Annotated in this window: 19 protein-coding genes, 1 tRNA gene and 2 pseudogenes; 17 read left to right on the top strand and 5 right to left on the bottom strand. The window is 69.0% G+C overall.

Going from position 1 to position 18,199, the window contains the following annotated elements:
- The first annotated feature begins 67 nt into the window (after positions 1-67).
- Positions 68-550, top strand: coding sequence for a D-galactarate dehydratase (locus EU805_RS04975; protein WP_165351892.1), 483 nt, complete (start codon positions 68-70; stop codon positions 548-550).
- A 314-nt stretch (positions 551-864) separates the two neighbouring features.
- On the opposite strand, the gene glmS is transcribed toward EU805_RS04975, so the two are convergent.
- Complete coding sequence (glmS, locus tag EU805_RS04980; protein ID WP_129762859.1) at positions 865-2,688, bottom strand: glutamine--fructose-6-phosphate transaminase (isomerizing); 1,824 nt, start codon at positions 2,686-2,688, stop codon at positions 865-867.
- A gap of 1 nt (position 2,689) precedes the next feature.
- Positions 2,690-4,036 (bottom strand): bifunctional UDP-N-acetylglucosamine diphosphorylase/glucosamine-1-phosphate N-acetyltransferase GlmU, encoded by a 1,347-nt coding sequence (glmU, locus tag EU805_RS04985; RefSeq protein ID WP_129762860.1) that lies wholly within the window; start codon positions 4,034-4,036, stop codon positions 2,690-2,692.
- A gap of 114 nt (positions 4,037-4,150) precedes the next feature.
- On the opposite strand from glmU, the gene EU805_RS04990 reads away from it, so the two are divergent.
- From EU805_RS04990 to EU805_RS05000, 3 genes are read left to right on the top strand one after another with little or no spacing between them, the layout of a single operon-like run.
- Positions 4,151-4,822, top strand: coding sequence for an HAD-IA family hydrolase (locus tag EU805_RS04990; RefSeq protein WP_129762861.1), 672 nt, complete (start codon positions 4,151-4,153; stop codon positions 4,820-4,822).
- Positions 4,823-4,853: 31 nt separating this feature from the next.
- Positions 4,854-6,029, top strand: a complete 1,176-nt coding sequence (locus EU805_RS04995; protein ID WP_129762862.1) for a DegT/DnrJ/EryC1/StrS aminotransferase family protein — start codon at positions 4,854-4,856, stop codon at positions 6,027-6,029.
- Positions 6,026-6,544, top strand: a complete 519-nt coding sequence (locus tag EU805_RS05000; RefSeq protein WP_129762863.1) for a hypothetical protein — start codon at positions 6,026-6,028, stop codon at positions 6,542-6,544. The genes EU805_RS04995 and EU805_RS05000 overlap by 4 nt, the downstream gene beginning before the upstream one ends.
- Before the next feature lie 137 nt (positions 6,545-6,681).
- Here EU805_RS05000 and EU805_RS05005 read toward each other — a convergent pair.
- A pseudogene (locus EU805_RS05005) lies at positions 6,682-7,156 on the bottom strand (CreA family protein).
- A gap of 83 nt (positions 7,157-7,239) precedes the next feature.
- Here EU805_RS05005 and EU805_RS05010 point away from each other — a divergent pair.
- The 4 genes from EU805_RS05010 to EU805_RS05025 all read left to right on the top strand — a co-directional run bounded on the left by EU805_RS05010 (position 7,240) and on the right by EU805_RS05025 (position 9,097).
- Positions 7,240-7,539, top strand: coding sequence for a hypothetical protein (locus EU805_RS05010; protein WP_129762864.1), 300 nt, complete (start codon positions 7,240-7,242; stop codon positions 7,537-7,539).
- 47 nt (positions 7,540-7,586) lie between these two features.
- Positions 7,587-8,246: a glutathione S-transferase family protein gene (locus tag EU805_RS05015; RefSeq protein WP_129762865.1), complete on the top strand. Its 660-nt coding sequence runs from the start codon at positions 7,587-7,589 to the stop codon at positions 8,244-8,246.
- A 45-nt stretch (positions 8,247-8,291) separates the two neighbouring features.
- Positions 8,292-8,666: an NADH-quinone oxidoreductase subunit A gene (locus tag EU805_RS05020; protein WP_370318166.1), complete on the top strand. Its 375-nt coding sequence runs from the start codon at positions 8,292-8,294 to the stop codon at positions 8,664-8,666.
- A 77-nt stretch (positions 8,667-8,743) separates the two neighbouring features.
- Positions 8,744-9,097, top strand: coding sequence for an MliC family protein (locus EU805_RS05025; protein ID WP_207208079.1), 354 nt, complete (start codon positions 8,744-8,746; stop codon positions 9,095-9,097).
- A gap of 250 nt (positions 9,098-9,347) precedes the next feature.
- Here EU805_RS05025 and EU805_RS05030 read toward each other — a convergent pair whose 3' ends face one another.
- Positions 9,348-10,784 (bottom strand): aldehyde dehydrogenase family protein, encoded by a 1,437-nt coding sequence (locus tag EU805_RS05030; protein ID WP_129762867.1) that lies wholly within the window; start codon positions 10,782-10,784, stop codon positions 9,348-9,350.
- A gap of 98 nt (positions 10,785-10,882) precedes the next feature.
- Positions 10,883-10,972: transfer RNA gene (locus tag EU805_RS05035), tRNA-Ser, on the bottom strand.
- Between the two features lie 129 nt (positions 10,973-11,101).
- Here EU805_RS05035 and EU805_RS05040 point away from each other — a divergent pair.
- The 9 genes and pseudogenes from EU805_RS05040 (at position 11,102) to EU805_RS05085 (ending at position 18,190) form a co-directional block, all read left to right on the top strand.
- A complete protein-coding gene (locus EU805_RS05040) occupies positions 11,102-11,908 on the top strand; it encodes a DUF2059 domain-containing protein (protein ID WP_129762868.1) in 807 nt (268 codons plus the stop codon).
- 186 nt (positions 11,909-12,094) lie between these two features.
- A complete protein-coding gene (locus EU805_RS05045) occupies positions 12,095-12,814 on the top strand; it encodes a 50S ribosomal protein L21 (protein WP_129762869.1) in 720 nt (239 codons plus the stop codon).
- Between the two features lie 12 nt (positions 12,815-12,826).
- Positions 12,827-13,096, top strand: coding sequence for a 50S ribosomal protein L27 (gene rpmA, locus EU805_RS05050; protein WP_129762870.1), 270 nt, complete (start codon positions 12,827-12,829; stop codon positions 13,094-13,096).
- 105 nt (positions 13,097-13,201) lie between these two features.
- Positions 13,202-13,759: a GNAT family N-acetyltransferase gene (locus tag EU805_RS05055; RefSeq protein WP_129762871.1), complete on the top strand. Its 558-nt coding sequence runs from the start codon at positions 13,202-13,204 to the stop codon at positions 13,757-13,759.
- Positions 13,729-14,247: pseudogene (locus tag EU805_RS17625) on the top strand (GNAT family N-acetyltransferase). Before EU805_RS05055 ends, EU805_RS17625 begins: the two are co-directional and overlap by 31 nt.
- Entirely contained in the window at positions 14,240-14,776 is a 537-nt protein-coding gene (locus EU805_RS05070; protein WP_129762874.1) for a GNAT family N-acetyltransferase, read from the top strand. Before EU805_RS17625 ends, EU805_RS05070 begins: the two are co-directional and overlap by 8 nt.
- Entirely contained in the window at positions 14,773-15,825 is a 1,053-nt protein-coding gene (obgE, locus tag EU805_RS05075; RefSeq protein WP_129762875.1) for a GTPase ObgE, read from the top strand. The genes EU805_RS05070 and obgE overlap by 4 nt, the downstream gene beginning before the upstream one ends.
- The gene (proB, locus tag EU805_RS05080; RefSeq protein WP_129762876.1) at positions 15,813-16,937 is read left to right on the top strand and encodes a glutamate 5-kinase; all 1,125 of its coding nucleotides are present in this window, start codon (positions 15,813-15,815) and stop codon (positions 16,935-16,937) included. The genes obgE and proB overlap by 13 nt, the downstream gene beginning before the upstream one ends.
- A complete protein-coding gene (locus tag EU805_RS05085; protein WP_129762877.1) occupies positions 16,934-18,190 on the top strand; it encodes a glutamate-5-semialdehyde dehydrogenase in 1,257 nt (418 codons plus the stop codon). The genes proB and EU805_RS05085 overlap by 4 nt, the downstream gene beginning before the upstream one ends.
- Positions 18,191-18,199: the final 9 nt, after the last annotated feature.

Consider the following 18,199-nt stretch of genomic DNA (forward strand, 5'->3'; position numbering starts at 1 on the left):
GGCGGAGGGCTGCGCAACCGGCTCACGCCGACTTGTCACGGGGCCGGGCGCCGCTAGCTTGGGGGATATGAAAATCCTGTTCCTGATCCCCGTGTTCGCCCTGTCCGCCTGCGAGGCGATGATGGCCCCCGCAACCACCCCGGCGCCGGGGGCCACGCCCGCCAGCGCACCCGGCGCGCAGCCCATACAGACGCTTGATCCCACGCCGCCACCGCCGCCTCCGGCCGCGGCGACCACCGTGGACGAGTTCGACACCACGACGGAAGAGGACAAGGCCGAGGCCTTGCAGATCGATACGCCCGCGTCGGCGGAACTGGGGACCACGCTGGTGACCCTGGGGTCGCCCGCGGATCCCGGCATCTGGCTGAAGACGCCGCTGGTGTCGTCGCTGACGCCCGGGCGCGTGACCTACCGCGACAACGAGGCGAACATGGAGCTGCGCCCCTCCGGCGGGGCCGCGGGGTCGGGCAGCGAGATGTCCTTGCCCGCCATGGGGCTGCTGGAGATCCCCCTGACGGAGATCGCCGAGGTCACCGTCTTCGAGCGGTAAAGCAGCGCGCGCCGGGCCTTGCCCGGTCGGGCGATTTTTCGGACAGGTGCTTGCCCTTCGTCGGCCTGTCACGGGCAGCCGTCTGCGCGGGGGGCGATCGAGGCGGGGGCTCTGCCCCCGTCGCTTGCGCGACTCCCCCGGGATACTTTTCGCCAGAAGAAGCAGGGGATGCCGCTTTCGGGGGCGACCTGCGACAGGGGCGCGCGCCGCGTGGATTGCCAATTGGCAATCGGGGGATTTAACGTTTTACGTGAGGGATTTACCTCAAAACGCTGATTTTGTTCATATTTTCTAAAATGATGCGCGCGCGGGGGTTACTCGACCGTGACGGATTTCGCGAGGTTGCGGGGTTGGTCGACGTCGGTGCCCTTGGCGATCGCGGTGTGGTAGGCCAGCAGCTGCGCGGGGATCGCGTAGAGGATGGGGGCGAGGAAGGGCGAGACCTTGGGCAGGGTCAGGACCTTCCAGGTGCCGTCCGCGGCGGTTCTCGCACCCTCCTCGTCGGTGACGAGCAGCACCTTTCCGCCGCGGGCCATGACCTCCTGCATGTTGGAGACGGTCTTGTCGAAGAGCGGATCGGTGGGGGCCATGACGATGACGGGCACATGGGCGTCGACCAGGGCGATGGGGCCGTGCTTGAGTTCGCCCGACGCATAGGCTTCGGCGTGGATGTAGCTGATTTCCTTGAGTTTCAGCGCGCCTTCATGGGCGAGCGGATACATCGCGCCGCGGCCCAGGAAGAGGATGTCGCGCGCCTCCGCGAGGTCGGTCGCGAGGGCGCGGGTCGTCTCCTCGATGGCGAGGGCGGCGTTCATCGTGCCGGGCAGCTGGCGCAGCTCGCGCAAATGATCGGCGAGGGTGGCCGCGTCGATCTCGCCGCGGTCGCGGGCCGCCTTGAGCGCCAGCAATGCAAGCGTCGTGAGCTGGCAGGTGAAGGCCTTGGTGGAGGCCACCCCGATCTCGGCGCCCGCGAGGATCGGCAGGGCGAGGTCGCTTTCGCGCGCGATCGAGCTTTCGGGCACGTTCACCACCGAGACGATCCGCGCGGCCTTGCCGGCCATGTAGCGCAGGGCGGCGAGCGTGTCCGCCGTCTCTCCCGACTGGCTGACGAAGAGGGCAACGGTGCCTTCCGTCACGGGCGGCTCGCGGTAGCGGAACTCGGAGGCCACGTCGATCTCGACCGGCAGGCGGGCCACCTGCTCGAACCAGTATTTCGCCACCATGCAGGCGTAATAGGCGGTGCCGCAGGCGACCATGGTCAGCCGTTCCACGGACGCGAAGTCGATACCGGGGTCGGGCAGGGTGACCGCGTCGGCGTCCTGGGCGATGTAATGGGCCAGCGCGCCTTGCAGCACGGTGGGCTGCTCGGCGATCTCCTTGGCCATGAAGTGCTTGTAGCCGCCCTTGTCGGTGGCGGCCGACCCGCCCTCGATCCGGCGGATCTCGCGGCTGACCTGCTGGCCGTCGGCGTCGCGGATCTCGACGCTCGCGCGGGTCAGGACGGCCCAGTCGCCTTCCTCGAGGTAGGCGATCCGGTCGGTGATGGGGGCCAGGGCGATGGCGTCGGAGCCCACGAAGGTCTCCCCCTCGCCATAGCCCACCGCAAGCGGGCTGCCCTTGCGGGCGGCGATCAGCAGATCGCCTTCGCCGTCGAAGAGGAAGCACAGCGCGTAGGCGCCTTCGAGGCGGGCGATGGTCTCGCGCGCGGCCTCGCGGGGGGACAGGCCCTGGTCGAGGTGATACTGGGCGAGCAGGGCGACGGTTTCGGTGTCGGTGTCGGTCTCGTATCCGATGCCCTGTCGGGCCAGGAAGTCCCGCAGGGCGCGGAAGTTCTCGATGATGCCGTTATGGACGACCGCGACGCCGGCCGCGCGGTGCGGGTGGGCGTTGGCCTCGTTCGGGGCGCCATGGGTGGCCCAACGGGTGTGGCCGATGCCGGACTTGCCCGCCAGCGGCGCGTGCACCAGCCGGTCCTGCAGGTTCACCAGCTTGCCCACGGCGCGCCTGCGGTCGAGACGACCGCCGTCGACCGTGGCGATGCCCGCGCTGTCGTAGCCGCGGTATTCCAGCCGCTTGAGGCTTTCGACCAGCAGGGGGGCTGCCTCGTGGTTGGAGAGGACGCCGATGATACCGCACATGTCAGTTGATTCCCTTGGATTTGAGCGCCTTGAGCCGGCCCATCAGCCGCGCGCCGAGGCCCGTCTTGTTGGTCTGCCGGGCCCGGCCCATGGCCAGATCGCCCGGCGGCACGTCCATCGTCACCACCGAGCCCGAGGCGGTGACCGCCCCGTCGCCCACGCTGACCGGGGCCACGAGCATGGTGCTCGACCCGATGAAGGCGCCCGCGCCGATGGTGGTCTTGTGCTTGAAGTAGCCGTCGTAGTTGCAGGTCACGGTGCCCGCGCCCAGGTTCGCGGCCGCGCCCACCTCGGCGTCGCCCACGTAGGACAGGTGGTTGACCTTGGCACCGGCGCCCAAGGTGGCGTTCTTGACCTCGACGAAGTTGCCGACCTTCGCCCCTTCGGACAGCGTAGCACCGGGGCGCAGGCGGGCGTAGGGACCGACCACGGCGTCGCGGCTGACGTGGCAGCCTTCGAGGTGGGAGAACGCGCGGATCGTGGCGCCGCTTTCGACCGTCACGCCGGGGGCGAAGACGACGTAGGGTTCGACCAGCGTGTCGGCGCCGACATGGGTGTCCTGGGCGAAGATCACCGTCTCGGGCGCGGGCAGGATCACGCCGTCCTCGATCGCGCGCGCGCGCTTGCGGGCCTGGAAGGCGGCCTCGGCCGCAGCGAGCTCGGCACGGGTGTTGATGCCCAGCGTCTCGGCCTCGGCGCAGGTGACGACGCCCGCCGAGAGGCCGCGCGCGCGCGCGAGGCCCACGATGTCGGTGAGGTAGTATTCGCCGCTGGCGTTGTCGTTGCCCACCGCCTCGATCAGGGAAAAGAGCGTCTTCGCATCGGCGCAGATCACGCCGGAGTTGCACAGGGTCAGCGCGCGGGTGGCCGCGTCCGCGTCCTTGTACTCGACGATCGCCTGCAGGCTGTCGCCTTCCATGACCAGCCGCCCGTAGCGGCCCGGATCGGCGGCCTCGAAGCCCAGCACGACGATGTCGTGGTCAGCACGGGCCGCCTTCATGGCCTCGAGCGTGGCGGGTTCGATGAAGGGCGTGTCGCCGTAGAGCACCACGGCGTCGCCGTCGAACCCGTCCAGCGCGGGGCGGGCCTGGGCCACGGCATGGGCGGTGCCCAGCTGCGCGTCCTGGCGGACGGTGACGATGCGATCGTCGAAACGGGCGGCTGTGCGTTCCACCGCCTCCGCCCCGTGGCCGGTGACAACCACGGTCCGGTCAGGGTCGAGCGTGCCGCCCGCGTCGAGGGCATGGACCAGCAAGGGCGCCGCCCCGATGGGATGCAGCACCTTCGGCAGATCCGAGTTCATCCGGCTCCCCTTGCCCGCGGCAAGGACGATCAATGCGGTTGCCATGGGGTAAAACATGCTCCATCTGCGGTCGGGTCGCTTTTAGTTGACCTGTTGCAGGGCGCAAGCGCGTTGCCCGTCACACAAGGTTACAGGGCCGTAACGGCGAAGGGGGGCGGGATGCGCACCGTGGTTTTCGATCTCGACGGGACGTTGGCGGATACCAGCGGCGATCTGCTGGTCGCGGCGAACCGCTGTTTCACCGGGCTGGGCCACGCGCCGCCGCTCGTCATGGGCGAGGATGGCGGCACGGCGGTGCAGGGCGCGCGGGCGATGCTGCGGCTGGGGTTCGAGCGGTTGCGGGGGCCGGGCGATCATTCGCGGGACGTGGAGGCGCATTACGCCCCCCTGCTGGACTTCTATGCCGCCGATATCGCGACGCATTCCTACTTCTACGAGGGCGCCCTGGACGCAGTGGCGGGCTTGCGCGACGCAGGCCTGGCTTGCTCGATCTGCACCAACAAGCCCGGCTGGCTGACCGACATCATGCTGGCCGAGATGGGGGCCGCGGACGCTTTCGACGCCGTGGTCTGCGCCGATACTCTGCCCGTCTCGAAACCCGATCCGGCGCCCTTCGTCGAGGCGGTGACGCGCGCGGGCGGCGATCCGGCGCGGGCGTTCCTGGTGGGGGACACGCAGACGGATGTCTCGACCGCGCGGGCGGCGGGGGTGCCGATCGTTCTGGTCAGCTTCGGACCCGCCGGGCGGCAGGTTCTGGAGCTGGACCACGATCACGTCCTGGACCGCTACACCGATCTTGGGGAATTGGCCCGGCGTCTCCTAACCGATTGACGCGGCGGGGGGCCTCCCCGACACTCGGTCCATGGACGACATCTTCGAGGGCAGTTTCACCGAACCCGAACCCCTGCCGGAGGCCGCGCGAGAGGCGGCGATGGCGGTGCTGGGCCGCGGGCGGTTGCATCGCTACACCACCGTTCAGGGCGAACGCGCCGAGACGGTCCTGCTGGAAGAGGACTTCGCGGCGCGGGTGGGCGCGCGGTATTGCCTGGCCGTGGCCTCTGGCGGCTATGCCATCGGCGCGGCGCTCAGGGCCTGCGGCGTGGGGCCGGGCGAGCGGGTGCTGACCAATGCCTTCACGCTGGCCCCGGTGCCGGGGGCCATCGCGGCGCTGGGGGCCGTGCCCGTCTACGTAGGCGTGACGCGGGATCTGGTGATCGACCTCGACGATCTGGAGGCCAAGCTGGACCGCGCCTCGGTGCTGTTGCTCAGCCACATGCGCGGGCATATCTGCGACATGACGCGGCTGATGGCGCTTTGCGACGCGGCGGGGGTGCGGGTGATCGAGGATTGCGCGCATACCATGGGCGCCGATTGGGACGGCGTGCCCACGGGCCGCTGGGGAGCTGCGGGGTGTTTCTCGACCCAGACCTACAAGCACGTGAACTCTGGCGAAGGGGGCCTTTTGATCACCGACGACGCAGACCTCGCCGCGCGGGCGATCCTGCTGTCGGGGAGTTACATGCTCTACGACCGGCACACGGCCGCGCCGCCGGCAGAAGCCTTCGCCGACCTGCGGTTCGAGGTGCCCAACGTCTCCGGCCGGATGGACAATCTGCGCGCCGCGATCCTGCGGCCGCAACTGGCGGACCTCGACGTCGCGGCGCGGCGCTGGAACGCGCTGCACGACGCGGTGGCGGCGGGACTGGCGGAGGTGCCGGGGCTTTACCTGCCGCGGCGGCCCGCGCGGGAGGGATACGTCGCCTCCTCGATCCAGTTCCTGCTGCCGGATCACGGGCCTGCGCGGATCGCGGATGTCGTCGCCCGCTGTGCCGCGCGGGGCGTGGCGCTGAAGTGGTTCGGGGGCGATCCCGCGGGCTATACCGCGCGCTACGATCACTGGCGCTACGCCCGGGCGGAGCCGATGCCCGCCACCGATGCCACGCTGGCCTGCCTTCTGGACATGCGGCTGCCGCTGCGGTTCGATACGGACGATTGCGCCACGATCGCGCGGATCATTCGACAGGAAGCCGCCCGATGACCCTGACAGAGATCGAGACAGAGATCGGCGCCCACCTCGCGCGGCTGAACCTGGACCCGGGCCAGGCGACACTCGACCGCCGCCCGCGCGGGGACGGCACGCCGCACGTGGAAGGCGAGGGGCCGATCTATGACCTAGTCGTGGACGCCGACGGGACCGAGCAATCGCGCGAGGCGGTGGACGGGCATGAGCTGGTCTACCTGATCCTGCGCCGCCGCACCCGCCTGATCGCGCAAGCAGAGGAGAAGCGCACGCGGCAGGTCTTCTCTCCGGCATGGCTTGGGCCGGTGGGGCAGGCGATGCCGAAAGGGCTCTGGGCGCTCTTCGGGGCGCATGATTATTCGCGCGGGACCTGGATCGACGCCCACGTGCGGCTGATGGACCACCTGCGCGGCGACTGGGGCGCGCGGGTCCAAAGCGAGCACGACCGCACCTTGCGGCGCTACCCGCTGACCCCAACGGAGCGGGGCTTCACGCGGCGGCTGGATCTGAGCGCCTACGGGGCGGGGTCCTGACAGGGGTGGCCGCGCGTGGCGGCGGTTCGGGGCGGCGGATCGTGTCCATCGCCCTCATGCGAGGCGCGCCACGGGCGCCGGTCCTGTCCGCTGTGCTGCCGGTTATCCTGCCGGGTGTCGAACCCCGAGGCGCCGGGTCACTCGGCGGTCGGGGTTCCGGCGGCCGGATCGTAGAGCGGCACGGTGGAGATCGACATCTTGGCCGAGCCCTGCGTCAGTTCCGTCGCATGGGCGAGGTAGATCAGTGTCTGGTTGGCCTCGTCGAAGATCCGCTTGACCCGCAGGGATTTCAGCAGGACCGACTGGCGTTCGCGAAAGACGTTCTCTCCATCGTCGCTGCGGTCGATGTCGCCGATCACGATGGGACCGGTCTGGCGGCAGGCGATGGAGGCGTTGGAGGGATCCTCTAACCAGTTGCCGTTGGACAGCCAGCCTGTCGATGATCGACCGTTCGAAATAGGCGAGATGGCAGGTGACGCCCTGCACCTCCGGATCGCGGAGCGCTTCGATGATGATGTCGTTGCCGACCCAGTCGACGCCGACCTGGCCGACTTCCTCGGCAAGGGCGGGGGGGGAGAGGGCGAGGGCTGCGGCGGTCAGGATATATTTCATGAAACCGACCCTAGCCCGCGGGCCGCGCCGCGCCAAGTGGGAAGCAAGGTGCCCCAAAGGCATCGCCCGCACGAAAGGTCCGCATGATCCCGCGACTGCCCCTGATCTGGTTGCTGCCGATCGCCGCCCTGACGCTGAGCGCGGGCTACCTGGGCTGGCGGCTGGGTCAGCCGGTGAGCGAGGGGGAGGTCATCGCGCGGGTCGCCGCCTTTTACGTGCAAGAGGCGCCCGACGGGGCGGCGCGCACCGATTGCCTGGGACGGCCGGGCCGGGGGCGGGTCTGGTTGCGGGTGATCTGCACGCATCCCGCCGGCACGGTCTTTGTCTATGCCGCGGATCGGCGCGGGCGGCTGGTCGAGAAGCGCGCCGCACCGCGGACGTGACAGGCGCTCGCGCGGGTGGCATCCTGTCCGCAAAGGGGGAGGCCCATATGATCCGGTTGCACCATTGTCCCGGCACGCGGTCCGTGCGGTCGCTGTGGCTGCTCTACGAGTTGGGCGTGGACTTCGAACTGGTCACGCTGCCCTTCGACAAGACCCTGCGCCAGCCCGCGCACCTGGCGCTGAACCCCGCCGGGCGCGTGCCCGCGCTGGAACTCGGTGGCACGGCGCTCTTCGAATCGGGGGCCATCGCGGAGGTGCTGTGCGAGCGGTTCTCTCCCGCGGGGCTGGGCCGACCCGTAGGGCACCCCGAGCGTGCCGCCTGGCTGCAATGGGTGCATTTCGCAGAGACCGTCAGCCAGCATTGCGCGAACCTGACCCAGCAGCACCTGATGCTGCGCGAGGATCACATGCGCAGCCCGATCCTCACGCAGCTCGAAGCGCGGCGGCTGGGCAAGACCTTCGGCGTGATCGAGGCGGCGGTGCAGGGCTCCGACTACCTGCTGTCCGAGTTCTCGGCCGCGGATATCGGCGCAGGCCAGGCGGTGGAGATGGGGCGGCATTTCGTCCGGCTTGCCGACTACCCGGCGCTCGGGCGCTGGTTCGACCGGCTGTTGGCGCGGCCCGCCTTTGCCCGCGCGCTCGAGGGGGCGGGCGGGTTCTACGCGCGCGACTTCTATCCCCCGCTGGAGGACCCGGCGGGCAGTTGACCCCGCCGGGGTGGCGTTCTACACCCGAGGCAGACCCGCCAGAGGATGCGCTTCGTGGAATTCCTGCTTTCCGAATACCTGCCGATCATGATCTTCCTGGGCCTGGCCATCGTGCTGGGCGCGGTGCTGATCCTCGCCGCCGCGGTGCTCGCGGTGCGCAACCCCGACCCCGAGAAGGTCTCGGCCTACGAATGCGGGTTCAACGCCTTCGACGACGCGCGCATGAAGTTCGACGTGCGCTTCTACCTGGTGTCGATCCTGTTCATCATCTTCGACCTGGAAGTGGCGTTCCTGTTCCCCTGGGCGGTCGCGTTCCAGCACATCTCGATGACGGCGTTCTGGTCGATGATGGTCTTCCTTCTGGTGCTGACCGCCGGGTTTGCCTACGAATGGAAGAAGGGCGCGCTCGACTGGCAGTGATCCCGCCGCGCCACGCGACCCCGAAGCCCCGCCCGCGCGGGGCTTTTTCGTGTTTCGGTCAAGGTAGGAATCAGGAAATGACGATGCGCTTTTCACTTATCGTTGCGGTAACCACTGCCTTCGGAACGGCAGTATCGGCAGACCCTTCGTTCTTGCTTGATCTCGATGCCCGGGATGTGACGGTCAGCACGGTGGATTACGCTTGCGGTGAAGATGAACGCATCGCGGTGGAGTATGTCAATTTCGACACGAACATGCTGGCGCTGATGCCTGTGGATGGGGTGCCGCGTGTCTTCGTCAACGTGCTTTCCGGCTCAGGTGCGAGATACGTATCCGGTCCCTACGAGTGGTGGTCGAAGGGTGACGGCGCCACTCTGACCGATCTGACGAAGGACGAGGCGGCGGTCGAGTGCACGGCGGTGGACCGCTAGAGCGGCATAGGCGGGATGTCGCGTGCAAGTCGGCCTTTGGCGCGTCGCGAGAGCGAGATGGAATCGCAGACGCGCCCGGGCCCGAACGCGCCTGATGCGCGGCACCCCGTTCCGGTGTCCGCTCCGCTTGAGCGGCGATCAGAGGCTTGACCTTCGCAGGGCGTTGGAGGCGACAGTTCGTGGCTGTTCGGATGGGCCGAAAAAGCCCCCGCGGATCACACCGCGAGGGCTTGTCGCTTTGCGCCGCGGCTCAGACGGGCCAGCCGCCGATGGCCTTGACTTCGAGGAATTCCTCCATCCCCCAGGGGCCGCCTTCGCGGCCGTTGCCGGACTGGCGCATGCCGCCGAAGGGGGCGCCGGAGCCGCGGCTTTGGCCGTTGATGTCGACCATGCCGGTGCGCACGGCGCGGGCGACGCGTTTCGCGCGCTCGGGGTCGGAGGTCTGGATGTAGTTGGTGAGGCCGTAGACCGTGTCGTTGGCGATCTCGATGGCCTCGTCTTCCGTGTCGAAGGGCATCATCGACAGGACCGGGCCGAAGATCTCCTCGCGCATGATGTCCATGTCGTTGGTGCAATCGGCGAAGACCGTGGGCCGCACGTAGTAGCCGCGGTTCAGCCCCTCGGGACGTCCGGTGCCGCCCGCCACGAGCCTGGCCCCTTCGTCGATGCCGCGCTGGATCAGGTCCTGCACCTTGTCGAACTGCACCTCTGAGACGAGCGGCCCGATGTGGCGCCCGGATTCGGAACCCGCGTTGACGAAGGTCGCCTCGGCCGCTTCCCGGGCCTGCTCAACCGCCTCGTCGTAGCGGGGGCGTTCGACCAGCATCCGGGTGGGCGCATTGCACGACTGGCCGGTGTTGTTGAAGCAGCTCATGACGCCGCGCTTGACCGCCTTGGGGTCTGCGTCGGCGAAGACGATGTTGGCGCCCTTGCCGCCAAGCTCCAGGCTGACGCGCTTGATCGTCTCGGCCGCCGCCACGGTGATCGCGCGGCCCGCGCGGGTCGAGCCGGTGAAGCTGACCATGTCCACGTCCCGATGCGCCGACAGCTGGCTGCCCACGCCCGGGCCGTCGCCGTTGAGCATGTTGTAGACGCCCGCGGGCACGCCCGCCTCGTGCAGGATCTCGGTGAAGACGAGGCCGGAGAGGGGGGATTGTTCCGACGGTTTGAGGACCATCGTGCAGCCGGTGGCGAGCGCCGGCATGACCTTCAGCGCGATCTGGTTCATCGGCCAGTTCCACGGCGTGATGAGCGCGCAGACGCCGATCGGTTCCTTGATGATATGGGTGTCCTCGGCACCGGCGCGGAGGGGATGCTCGAACTCGAAATCGCGCAGGGCGGCGATGAAGGCCTTCATGTGGCCCGAGCCCGCGCCCGACTGCTGGGATTTCGCCATGTCGATGGGCGCGCCCATCTCGCGGCTGATCGCCTCCGCCATGTCGTCGCTGCGGCGGGTGTAGATGTCGAGGATGCTCTCCATCAGCTCCAGCCGTTCGGCCTTGGTGCTGCGCGACCAGGTGGCGAAGGCGCGCTTGGCGGCGGCGACGGCGGCGTTGGTATCGGCCTCGCCGCCCAGGGCGATCTGGCCCACGACCTCCTCGGTGGAGGGGTCGATGACGTCGAAGTCGCGCCCGTCCTGCGGGTCGACCCAGGCGCCGTCGATGTAGAATTTGCGTGCGTTGTCCATGATGAACCCCCCGTTGGTGCGTTTGACCGCACCTTGCGCCCGCGCCGGGGAATTGTCCAACAGGATCCGCGGGGGACGTGCGGCGGCCGGGTGGGGGATGGCGGAGAGACAGGGATTCGAACCCTGGGACCCCGTGAAGGGTCAACGGTTTTCGAGACCGCCCCGTTCGACCACTCCGGCACCTCTCCGCACCAAGGGTCAACGGGGGGGCGTGTAATGGCAGGGATCGGCGGGTGCAAGCCCCTTCCTTGCGCGATGGCTTGCCGGGGCGGGCGGGGGTGTTAGCTTTCGGGTCACGTCCGACAAAGGTTGATGCCATGTTCCGTGCCCTACTTCCCGCCGCCGCCCTGTGGATGCAGCCCGCCGTGGCCCAGCAGATCGACGATCTGAGCGCGGCGCTGCTTCTGCCGCAGACGGTGGAGGTCATGCGCGCGGAAGGGCTGGCCTATACCGACGAGCTGGCGGAGGACCTCTTCGCCGGCGCGCCCAGTGCCGTCTGGCGCGAGGCGGTGGACGCGATCTTCGACGAGGCGATCCTGCTGGACAGTCTTCTAGATACCCTCGAGGCCGAGATGACCGACGCGCAGATCGCCGCGGCGACGGCGTTCTATGCCTCTGCTCCGGGGGCCGAGATCGCGCGGCTCGAGCTTTCGGCGCGCGAGGCGCTGCTCGACGAGACGGTGGAAGAGACCACCGTTCGCGACGTGGGCGACGCGTTGCGCGACGGCGAGCGGCAGGCGGTGCGCCTGACGGATTACGTCGCCCGCTTCGGCATGATCGAGGAGGAGGTCGCCTCTGCCATGACGCTGAGCCTCGCGTTCACCAACGGGCTGCGCGACGGCGGTGCGCTCGAGGGGGTGGACGAGGCGACCTTGCTGCGCGACCTTTACGACCGCCAGCCCGAGATCCGCCGCGAGGTGACGGAACGGATCTACGCCTACTTCTGGCTTGCGTATCGCCCGCTGGAGGACGACCGGGTGGCGGAGTACATCGACTACCTGGGCGGCGCCGAGGGCCAGGCGTTGCGGGCCGCGTTCTTCGAGGCCTTCGACACGGTCTACATTCGCGCGTCGCGCCAGCTGGGGCTGGTGGCGGCCAGCCAGATGCGCGGTTCGGACTTGTGATCCGGCGCCGGGCGCGCCGGGGTTGACTTGACGCCCGCATGACCCGATAAGCCGCCATCCGCGCGGGTTGGCCGTGTGGACAGATTCGAACATTCGCCCACGGGCGCGCTGTTGACGGGTGGCCTTGTGCCGCGAACGCCCCGGACCCGGGGGACCTGACCGACGCGAAAGACAAAGGAAGATACGATGTTTGCGGTTCTCAAGACCGGTGGCAAGCAATACCGCGTCCAGTCGGGCGACGTGCTGCGCGTGGAAAAGCTGGACGCCCAGGCGGGTGACGAAGTCCAGTTCAACGATATCCTGATGGTCGGCGACACGGTCGGCGCCCCCCTGGTGAAGGGTGCGGGCGTGAAGGCCACGGTCATCGACCAGATCAAGGGCGAGAAGACGATCAACTTCGTCAAGCGTCGCCGCAAGCACGGCAGCCAGCGCAAGAAGGGCCACCGTCAGCAGCTGACGCTGGTGCGGATCGGCGACATCATGGAATCTGGTGCCGACAAGTCGGGCCTGCGCGCCGCCGTCTCGGGCCGCGGCATGGCCTTCGCCGCCGGTGGCCTGGCCGCCGTCGCAGCCGGGGCCGCCGCCGCCTATGCCGCGACCCGCGGTGACGACGACAGCGCCAAGGCGCCCGCCGCCAAGGACAAGCCCTCGGCCACCGAGAAGGAGGCGCCGACCCCCAAGACCGCCAAGGAAGCGTCGGTCACGGGCGGTGCGGACGATCTCAAGAAGCTGTCGGGCGTCGGCCCCGCGCTTGAGAAGAAGCTGCACGCCGCCGGTATCACCACCTTCGAGCAGATCGCGGGCTGGACCGACGAGGACGTCGAAAAGTTCGGCGAGGAGCTGAACTTCAAGGGCCGGATCGAGCGTGAAGGCTGGGTCGAGCAGGCCAAAGAACTGAGCAAGTAAGGAGCACCACCCATGGCACACAAAAAGGCAGGCGGTTCCTCCCGCAACGGTCGCGACTCCGCCGGACGCCGTCTCGGCGTCAAGAAGTTCGGTGGCGAAGCCGTCATCCCGGGCAACATCATCATGCGTCAGCGCGGCACCAAGATGTGGCCGGGCGAAGGCGTCGGCATGGGCAAGGATCACACGATCTTCGCCACCGTCGAGGGCGCCGTCCAGTTCCACAAGGGCCTGAAGGGTCGCACCTTCATTTCCGTCCTCCCGGTGGCCGAGGCCGCCGAGTAACGCCGGGACCCTGACCAATCTTGACGGGGATCGGCATCCAGCCGGTCCCCGTTTTTCGTTTGTCGTGCACATTTCACGCGGCCCCTTTGCGAAGAGGTACTGTCGATGTCCTACCTACCGTCCCAGACCGGCCCGCAGACCGACCAGGCGACCTATCCGTCGGACCGATTCGTGCTGCGCCCCCTGCGGACCTCGGACACGGGGCTGATCTCGATGTATGCCGCCGATCCGGTGCTGGCGCGGGGCACGCGGTCGATCCCGCACCCATTGCCGCCCGGCGTGATCGAGGCGATGATCGACCGTGCGCAACGACCCGACCGGATCGAGGACGTCTGGGCGATGGACGGCTCCTGCGCGGGCCACGCGGAGGTGCTGGGCCTCGTCAGCCTGGTGCGGATGGACCGCGCGCAGTCCGAGGTCTTCTTCTGGGTCGCCTCGGCGTTCTGGAACGTGGGTTTCGCGACCGAGGCCCTGCGCACGCTCCTGACCGCCAACCCGCACGGGGCGCGCCAGTATTTCGCGGAAAGCTTCCAGGACAATCCCGGCTCCGCCCGCGTGCTGACCAACTGCGGCTTCGACTACCTGGGCGATGCCGAGGCCTTCTCTCTCGCCCGCAACGCGGTGGTGCCGACATGGACCTACATGATGAAGACGGGGCGCTAGCCCCCCGGCTGTCGACCGCCCGCCTGACGCTGCGGCCGGTCGTGCCCGCGGATGCGCCCGCAATCGTCGCGGCCTTGAGCGATTGGGAGGTCACGCGCTGGCTGACCCTGGTGCCGTTTCCCTACACCCGCGCCGATGCGGACGGCTGGATCGGCCGGGCGGATCAATCGGGTTACTAGGTGCTCGACGCGGGGCAGGGCGCTGTCAGCGCGATTTCGATCAAGCCCGACATGGGCTACTGGCTGGCCCGGTCAGAGCACGGCAAGGGCTACATGACCGAGGCCGCCCGCGCCGTCGTGGCCGAGCATTTCCGCGTGACGCAGGCGCCGCTGGTGTCCGGCCATTATCCCGGCAACGCCGCCTCCCGCGCGGTGCTGCTGAAACTCGGCTTCACCGACACCCACGTCGAGACGCAAGCCCAGGTGTCGACGGGGCGGGATGTCGACGTGCAACGGATGGTGCTGACGGCGGAGGCGTTTCGTGGATGACGTCCTGACCCGTCCGCCGCGCGCGGGCGACTGGCGCGACTTGCACGCCATCGCTTCGCACTGGCCCACGGTGCGGCAGATGGGGTCCTGGCCCTGGCCGCCGCAGGAAGCCTTCACGCGGTCGCGCAGCCGACCTTACGACGGCGACGGTTTCGTCTGGGCGCTGGAGCAGGCGGGCCGGGTGATCGGCAGCGTCGCGATCACGGGCGAAGAGCTGGGCTACATGCTGCATCCCGACGCCGCGGGGCAGGGGATCGTCAGCCGGATCGCCGGGGCGGCCATCGACCACGCGTTCCGGCAGATGGGCCGACGGCGGCTCGTCGCCTCGGTCTGGGAGGACAACCCGGCCTCCTACCGGGTACTGTCGAAGCTGGGGTTCGTCCATTGGCAGACGGCCTACGTGCGCGGGGCCGTCCGCTATCCGACGCGGAGCTTCTGGTTCCGGCTGTCGCGCGACAGGTGGCGGACCTTGAGCGCGCCCGCGCAATCGACTAGGGCGAAGATCAACCCCGAAAGGCCCGGCCCATGAAATTCCTCGACCTGTGCAAAGTCTACATCCGCTCCGGCGGTGGGGGGGCGGGCTGCATTTCGTTCCGCCGCGAGAAGTTCATCGAATACGGCGGGCCGGACGGCGGCGACGGCGGCAACGGCGGGTCGGTCTGGGCCGAGGCGGTGGACGGGCTGAACACGCTCATCGACTTTCGCTACCAGCAGCACTGGTTCGCCAAGTCCGGCCAGCATGGGATGGGCAGCCAGCGCACGGGCAAGACCGGCGAGGATGTGACCTTGCGCGTGCCCGTCGGCACGGAGATCCTCGACGAGGACCAGGAGACGGTGATCGCCGACCTCACGGAAGTGGGCCAGCGCGTGCTTCTGGCCCAGGGCGGCAACGGCGGCTGGGGCAACCTGCACTTCAAATCCGCCACCCACCAGGCCCCGCGCCGCGCCAACCCCGGCCAGGAGGGCGTGGAGCGCACGCTGTGGCTGCGGCTGAAGCTGATCGCGGACGCAGGTCTTCTGGGGCTGCCCAACGCGGGCAAATCGACCTTTCTCGCCGCGACCTCCAACGCACGGCCGAAGGTGGCGGATTATCCGTTTACCACGCTGGTGCCGAACCTGGGCGTCGTGGGCGTGGACGGGGTCGAATTCGTGGTGGCCGACATTCCGGGTCTGATCGAGGGTGCCTCCGAAGGACGGGGGCTGGGGGATCTGTTCCTGGGCCATGTCGAGCGGTGCAACGTGCTCTTGCACCTGATCGATGGCACCTCCGGCGATCCGGTTTGGGATGCGCGCACCATCATCGGGGAGCTCGAAGCCTACGGCGGGGATCTGGCCGAGAAGCCTCGGGTCACGGTTTTGAACAAGATCGATGCGATGGACGCGGAAGAGCGGCAGTTCCTGCTCGACGAGGTCAGCGAAGGGCTGGGGGTCGAGGTGATGCCTATGTCCGGCGTCTCGGGCGAGGGGGTGACGGAGGTGCTGCGTGCGCTGCGCCGAGAGATCGACGAGGGCCGCTTGCGCCACCGCCAGGACGCGGCCGCCGAAAGCGGCGAGGAGACCCGGTCGTGGGAGCCCTGAGCGACACGCGCCGCCTGGTCGTCAAGATCGGCTCGGCGCTGCTGGTCGACCGGGAGACGGGCGCTCTGCGCTCGGACTGGCTGGCCTCGCTCGCGGCGGACGTGGCGGACCTGCGCCGTCGCGGCGTCGACGTGGTGCTGGTGTCATCGGGGTCGATCGCGCTGGGGCGCGGGGTGCTGGGGCTGGCCGCGGGGGAACTGCCGCTGGAGCAATCGCAGGCCGCCGCCGCCGTGGGGCAGATCCGGCTCGCGCGGGCCTACCAGGAGGCGCTGGAGCCCCTTGGCATCGTCACGGCGCAGGTGCTGGTCACGCTCGACGACAGCGCGGATCGGCGGCGGTATCTGAACTCGCGCGCGACCTTGGCCACGCTCTTGTCCCTGGGCACGGTGCCCATCGTGAACGAGAACGACACCATCGCCACCGACGAGATCCGCTACGGTGACAACGACCGGTTGGCGGCGCAGGTTGCGGTGACCGTGGGGGCGGATCGGCTGGTGCTGCTGTCGGACGTCGATGGGCTGTACACGGCCAACCCCAACACCGACCCCGAGGCGCGCCATGTTCCCGTCGTCCCGCAGTTGACGCCCGAGGTGCTGGCGATGGCGGGCGACCCGGTCTCTGGCCTGTCGAAGGGCGGCATGAAGACCAAGGTGCTGGCCGCGCGCGTCGCGATGGAGGCGGGTTGCACGCTGGGCATCACGCTGGGCTCGACCCTGAATCCCCTCTCCGCGCTGGAGAACGGCGCCCGGGCCACCTGGTTCACCGCGCAGATCAGCCCGCAGGTGGCGCGCAAGCGCTGGATCTCGGCCATGAAGCCGCGTGGTGTGTTGACGGTCGATGCTGGCGCCGAGGATGCGCTGCGCGGGGGCAAGAGCCTTCTGCCGGCCGGTGTCCGCGCGATCGACGGCGATTTTGACCGGGGCGATCCCTTGCAGATCGTCGCGCAATCGGGCGCCCACCTGGGCATCGGTCTGTCGAATTATCCAGGGCAGGACGCGCGCCTGATCCAGGGGCGCCACAGCCGCGACATCGCGCAGATCCTGGGTTACAAGGGGCGACCGGCGCTCATCCACCGCGACGACATGGTTTTGACCGACAGGGGGTCCGCATGACCGAAGAGACAGACCAGATGATGCAACAGATCGGCCTGCAGGCGCGGGCCGCGGCGCGCGAGCTGGCGATGGCCCCGGCGGAGGCCAAGACCCGCGCGCTGAGCGTCGCCGCCGACCGCGTGTGGGAACGGCGGGCCGAGATCATCGCGGCCAATGCCCGCGACATGGCGTTCGGCCGCGACAAGGGGCTGACCGACGCGATGCTCGACCGGCTGGCGCTGGACGAGGACCGGATCGGCGGGATCGTGGCCGGGCTGCGCGCGGTGGCCGCCCAGGACGATCCGGTGGGCGAGGTGATGACGGAATGGACGCAGCCCACGGGGCTGACCATCCGACGCGTACGCACGCCCATAGGGGTGATCGGCGTGATCTACGAAAGCCGTCCGAACGTGACCGCCGACGCGGGCGCGCTGTGCCTGAAGTCGGGCAATGCGGTGATCCTGCGGGGGGGATCGGAGAGTTTCCATTCCTCGGGTGCGATCCACGCCTGCCTCGTCGACGGCTTGCGGGCGGCGGACCTGCCGGAACACGCGATCCAGCTTGTCCCGACGCGGGACCGGGCGGCCGTGTCGGCGATGCTGTCGGCGGTGGAGCATATCGACGTCATTGTTCCGCGCGGCGGCAAGGGGCTGGTGGGGCTGGTCCAGCGCGAGGCGCGGGTGCCGGTCTTCGCCCACCTCGAAGGGATCTGCCATATCTACGTCGACGCGAGCGCCGATCCCGACAAGGCCCGCACGGTCGTCGTGAACGCCAAGACCCGGCGGACGGGGATCTGCGGCGCCGTCGAGTGCCTGCTGATCGACCGCGCCTATTGGGACGCGCAGGGGCCGGGGTTGGTGCAAGCGCTGCTCGATGCCGGTGTGGAGGTTCGCGCCGAAGGCGATGCCGCGATCTCGGGCACGACACCGGCGGCCGCCGATGATTTCGGGCGCGAGTTCCTCGACATGATCATCGCGGTGCGGCTGGTCGACGGGGTCGATGCCGCGATGGAGCATATCCGTCACTACGGTTCCGGCCATACGGAGGCGATCCTGGCGGAAGACGACGTTGTCGCCGAGCGGTTCTTCACGGGGCTCGATTCGGCCATCCTGATGCGCAATGCTTCGACGCAATTCGCGGACGGCGGGGAGTTTGGCATGGGCGCCGAGATCGGCATCGCCACCGGCAAACTGCACGCGCGCGGGCCGGTCGGTGCGATGCAGCTGACAAGCTTCAAGTACCTCGTGACCGGAGACGGCACGATCCGCGGCTAGAGGTTGCTC

Source organism: Salipiger sp. IMCC34102, from assembly GCF_004145405.1.
Taxonomy (GTDB): Bacteria; Pseudomonadota; Alphaproteobacteria; order Rhodobacterales; family Rhodobacteraceae; genus Loktanella.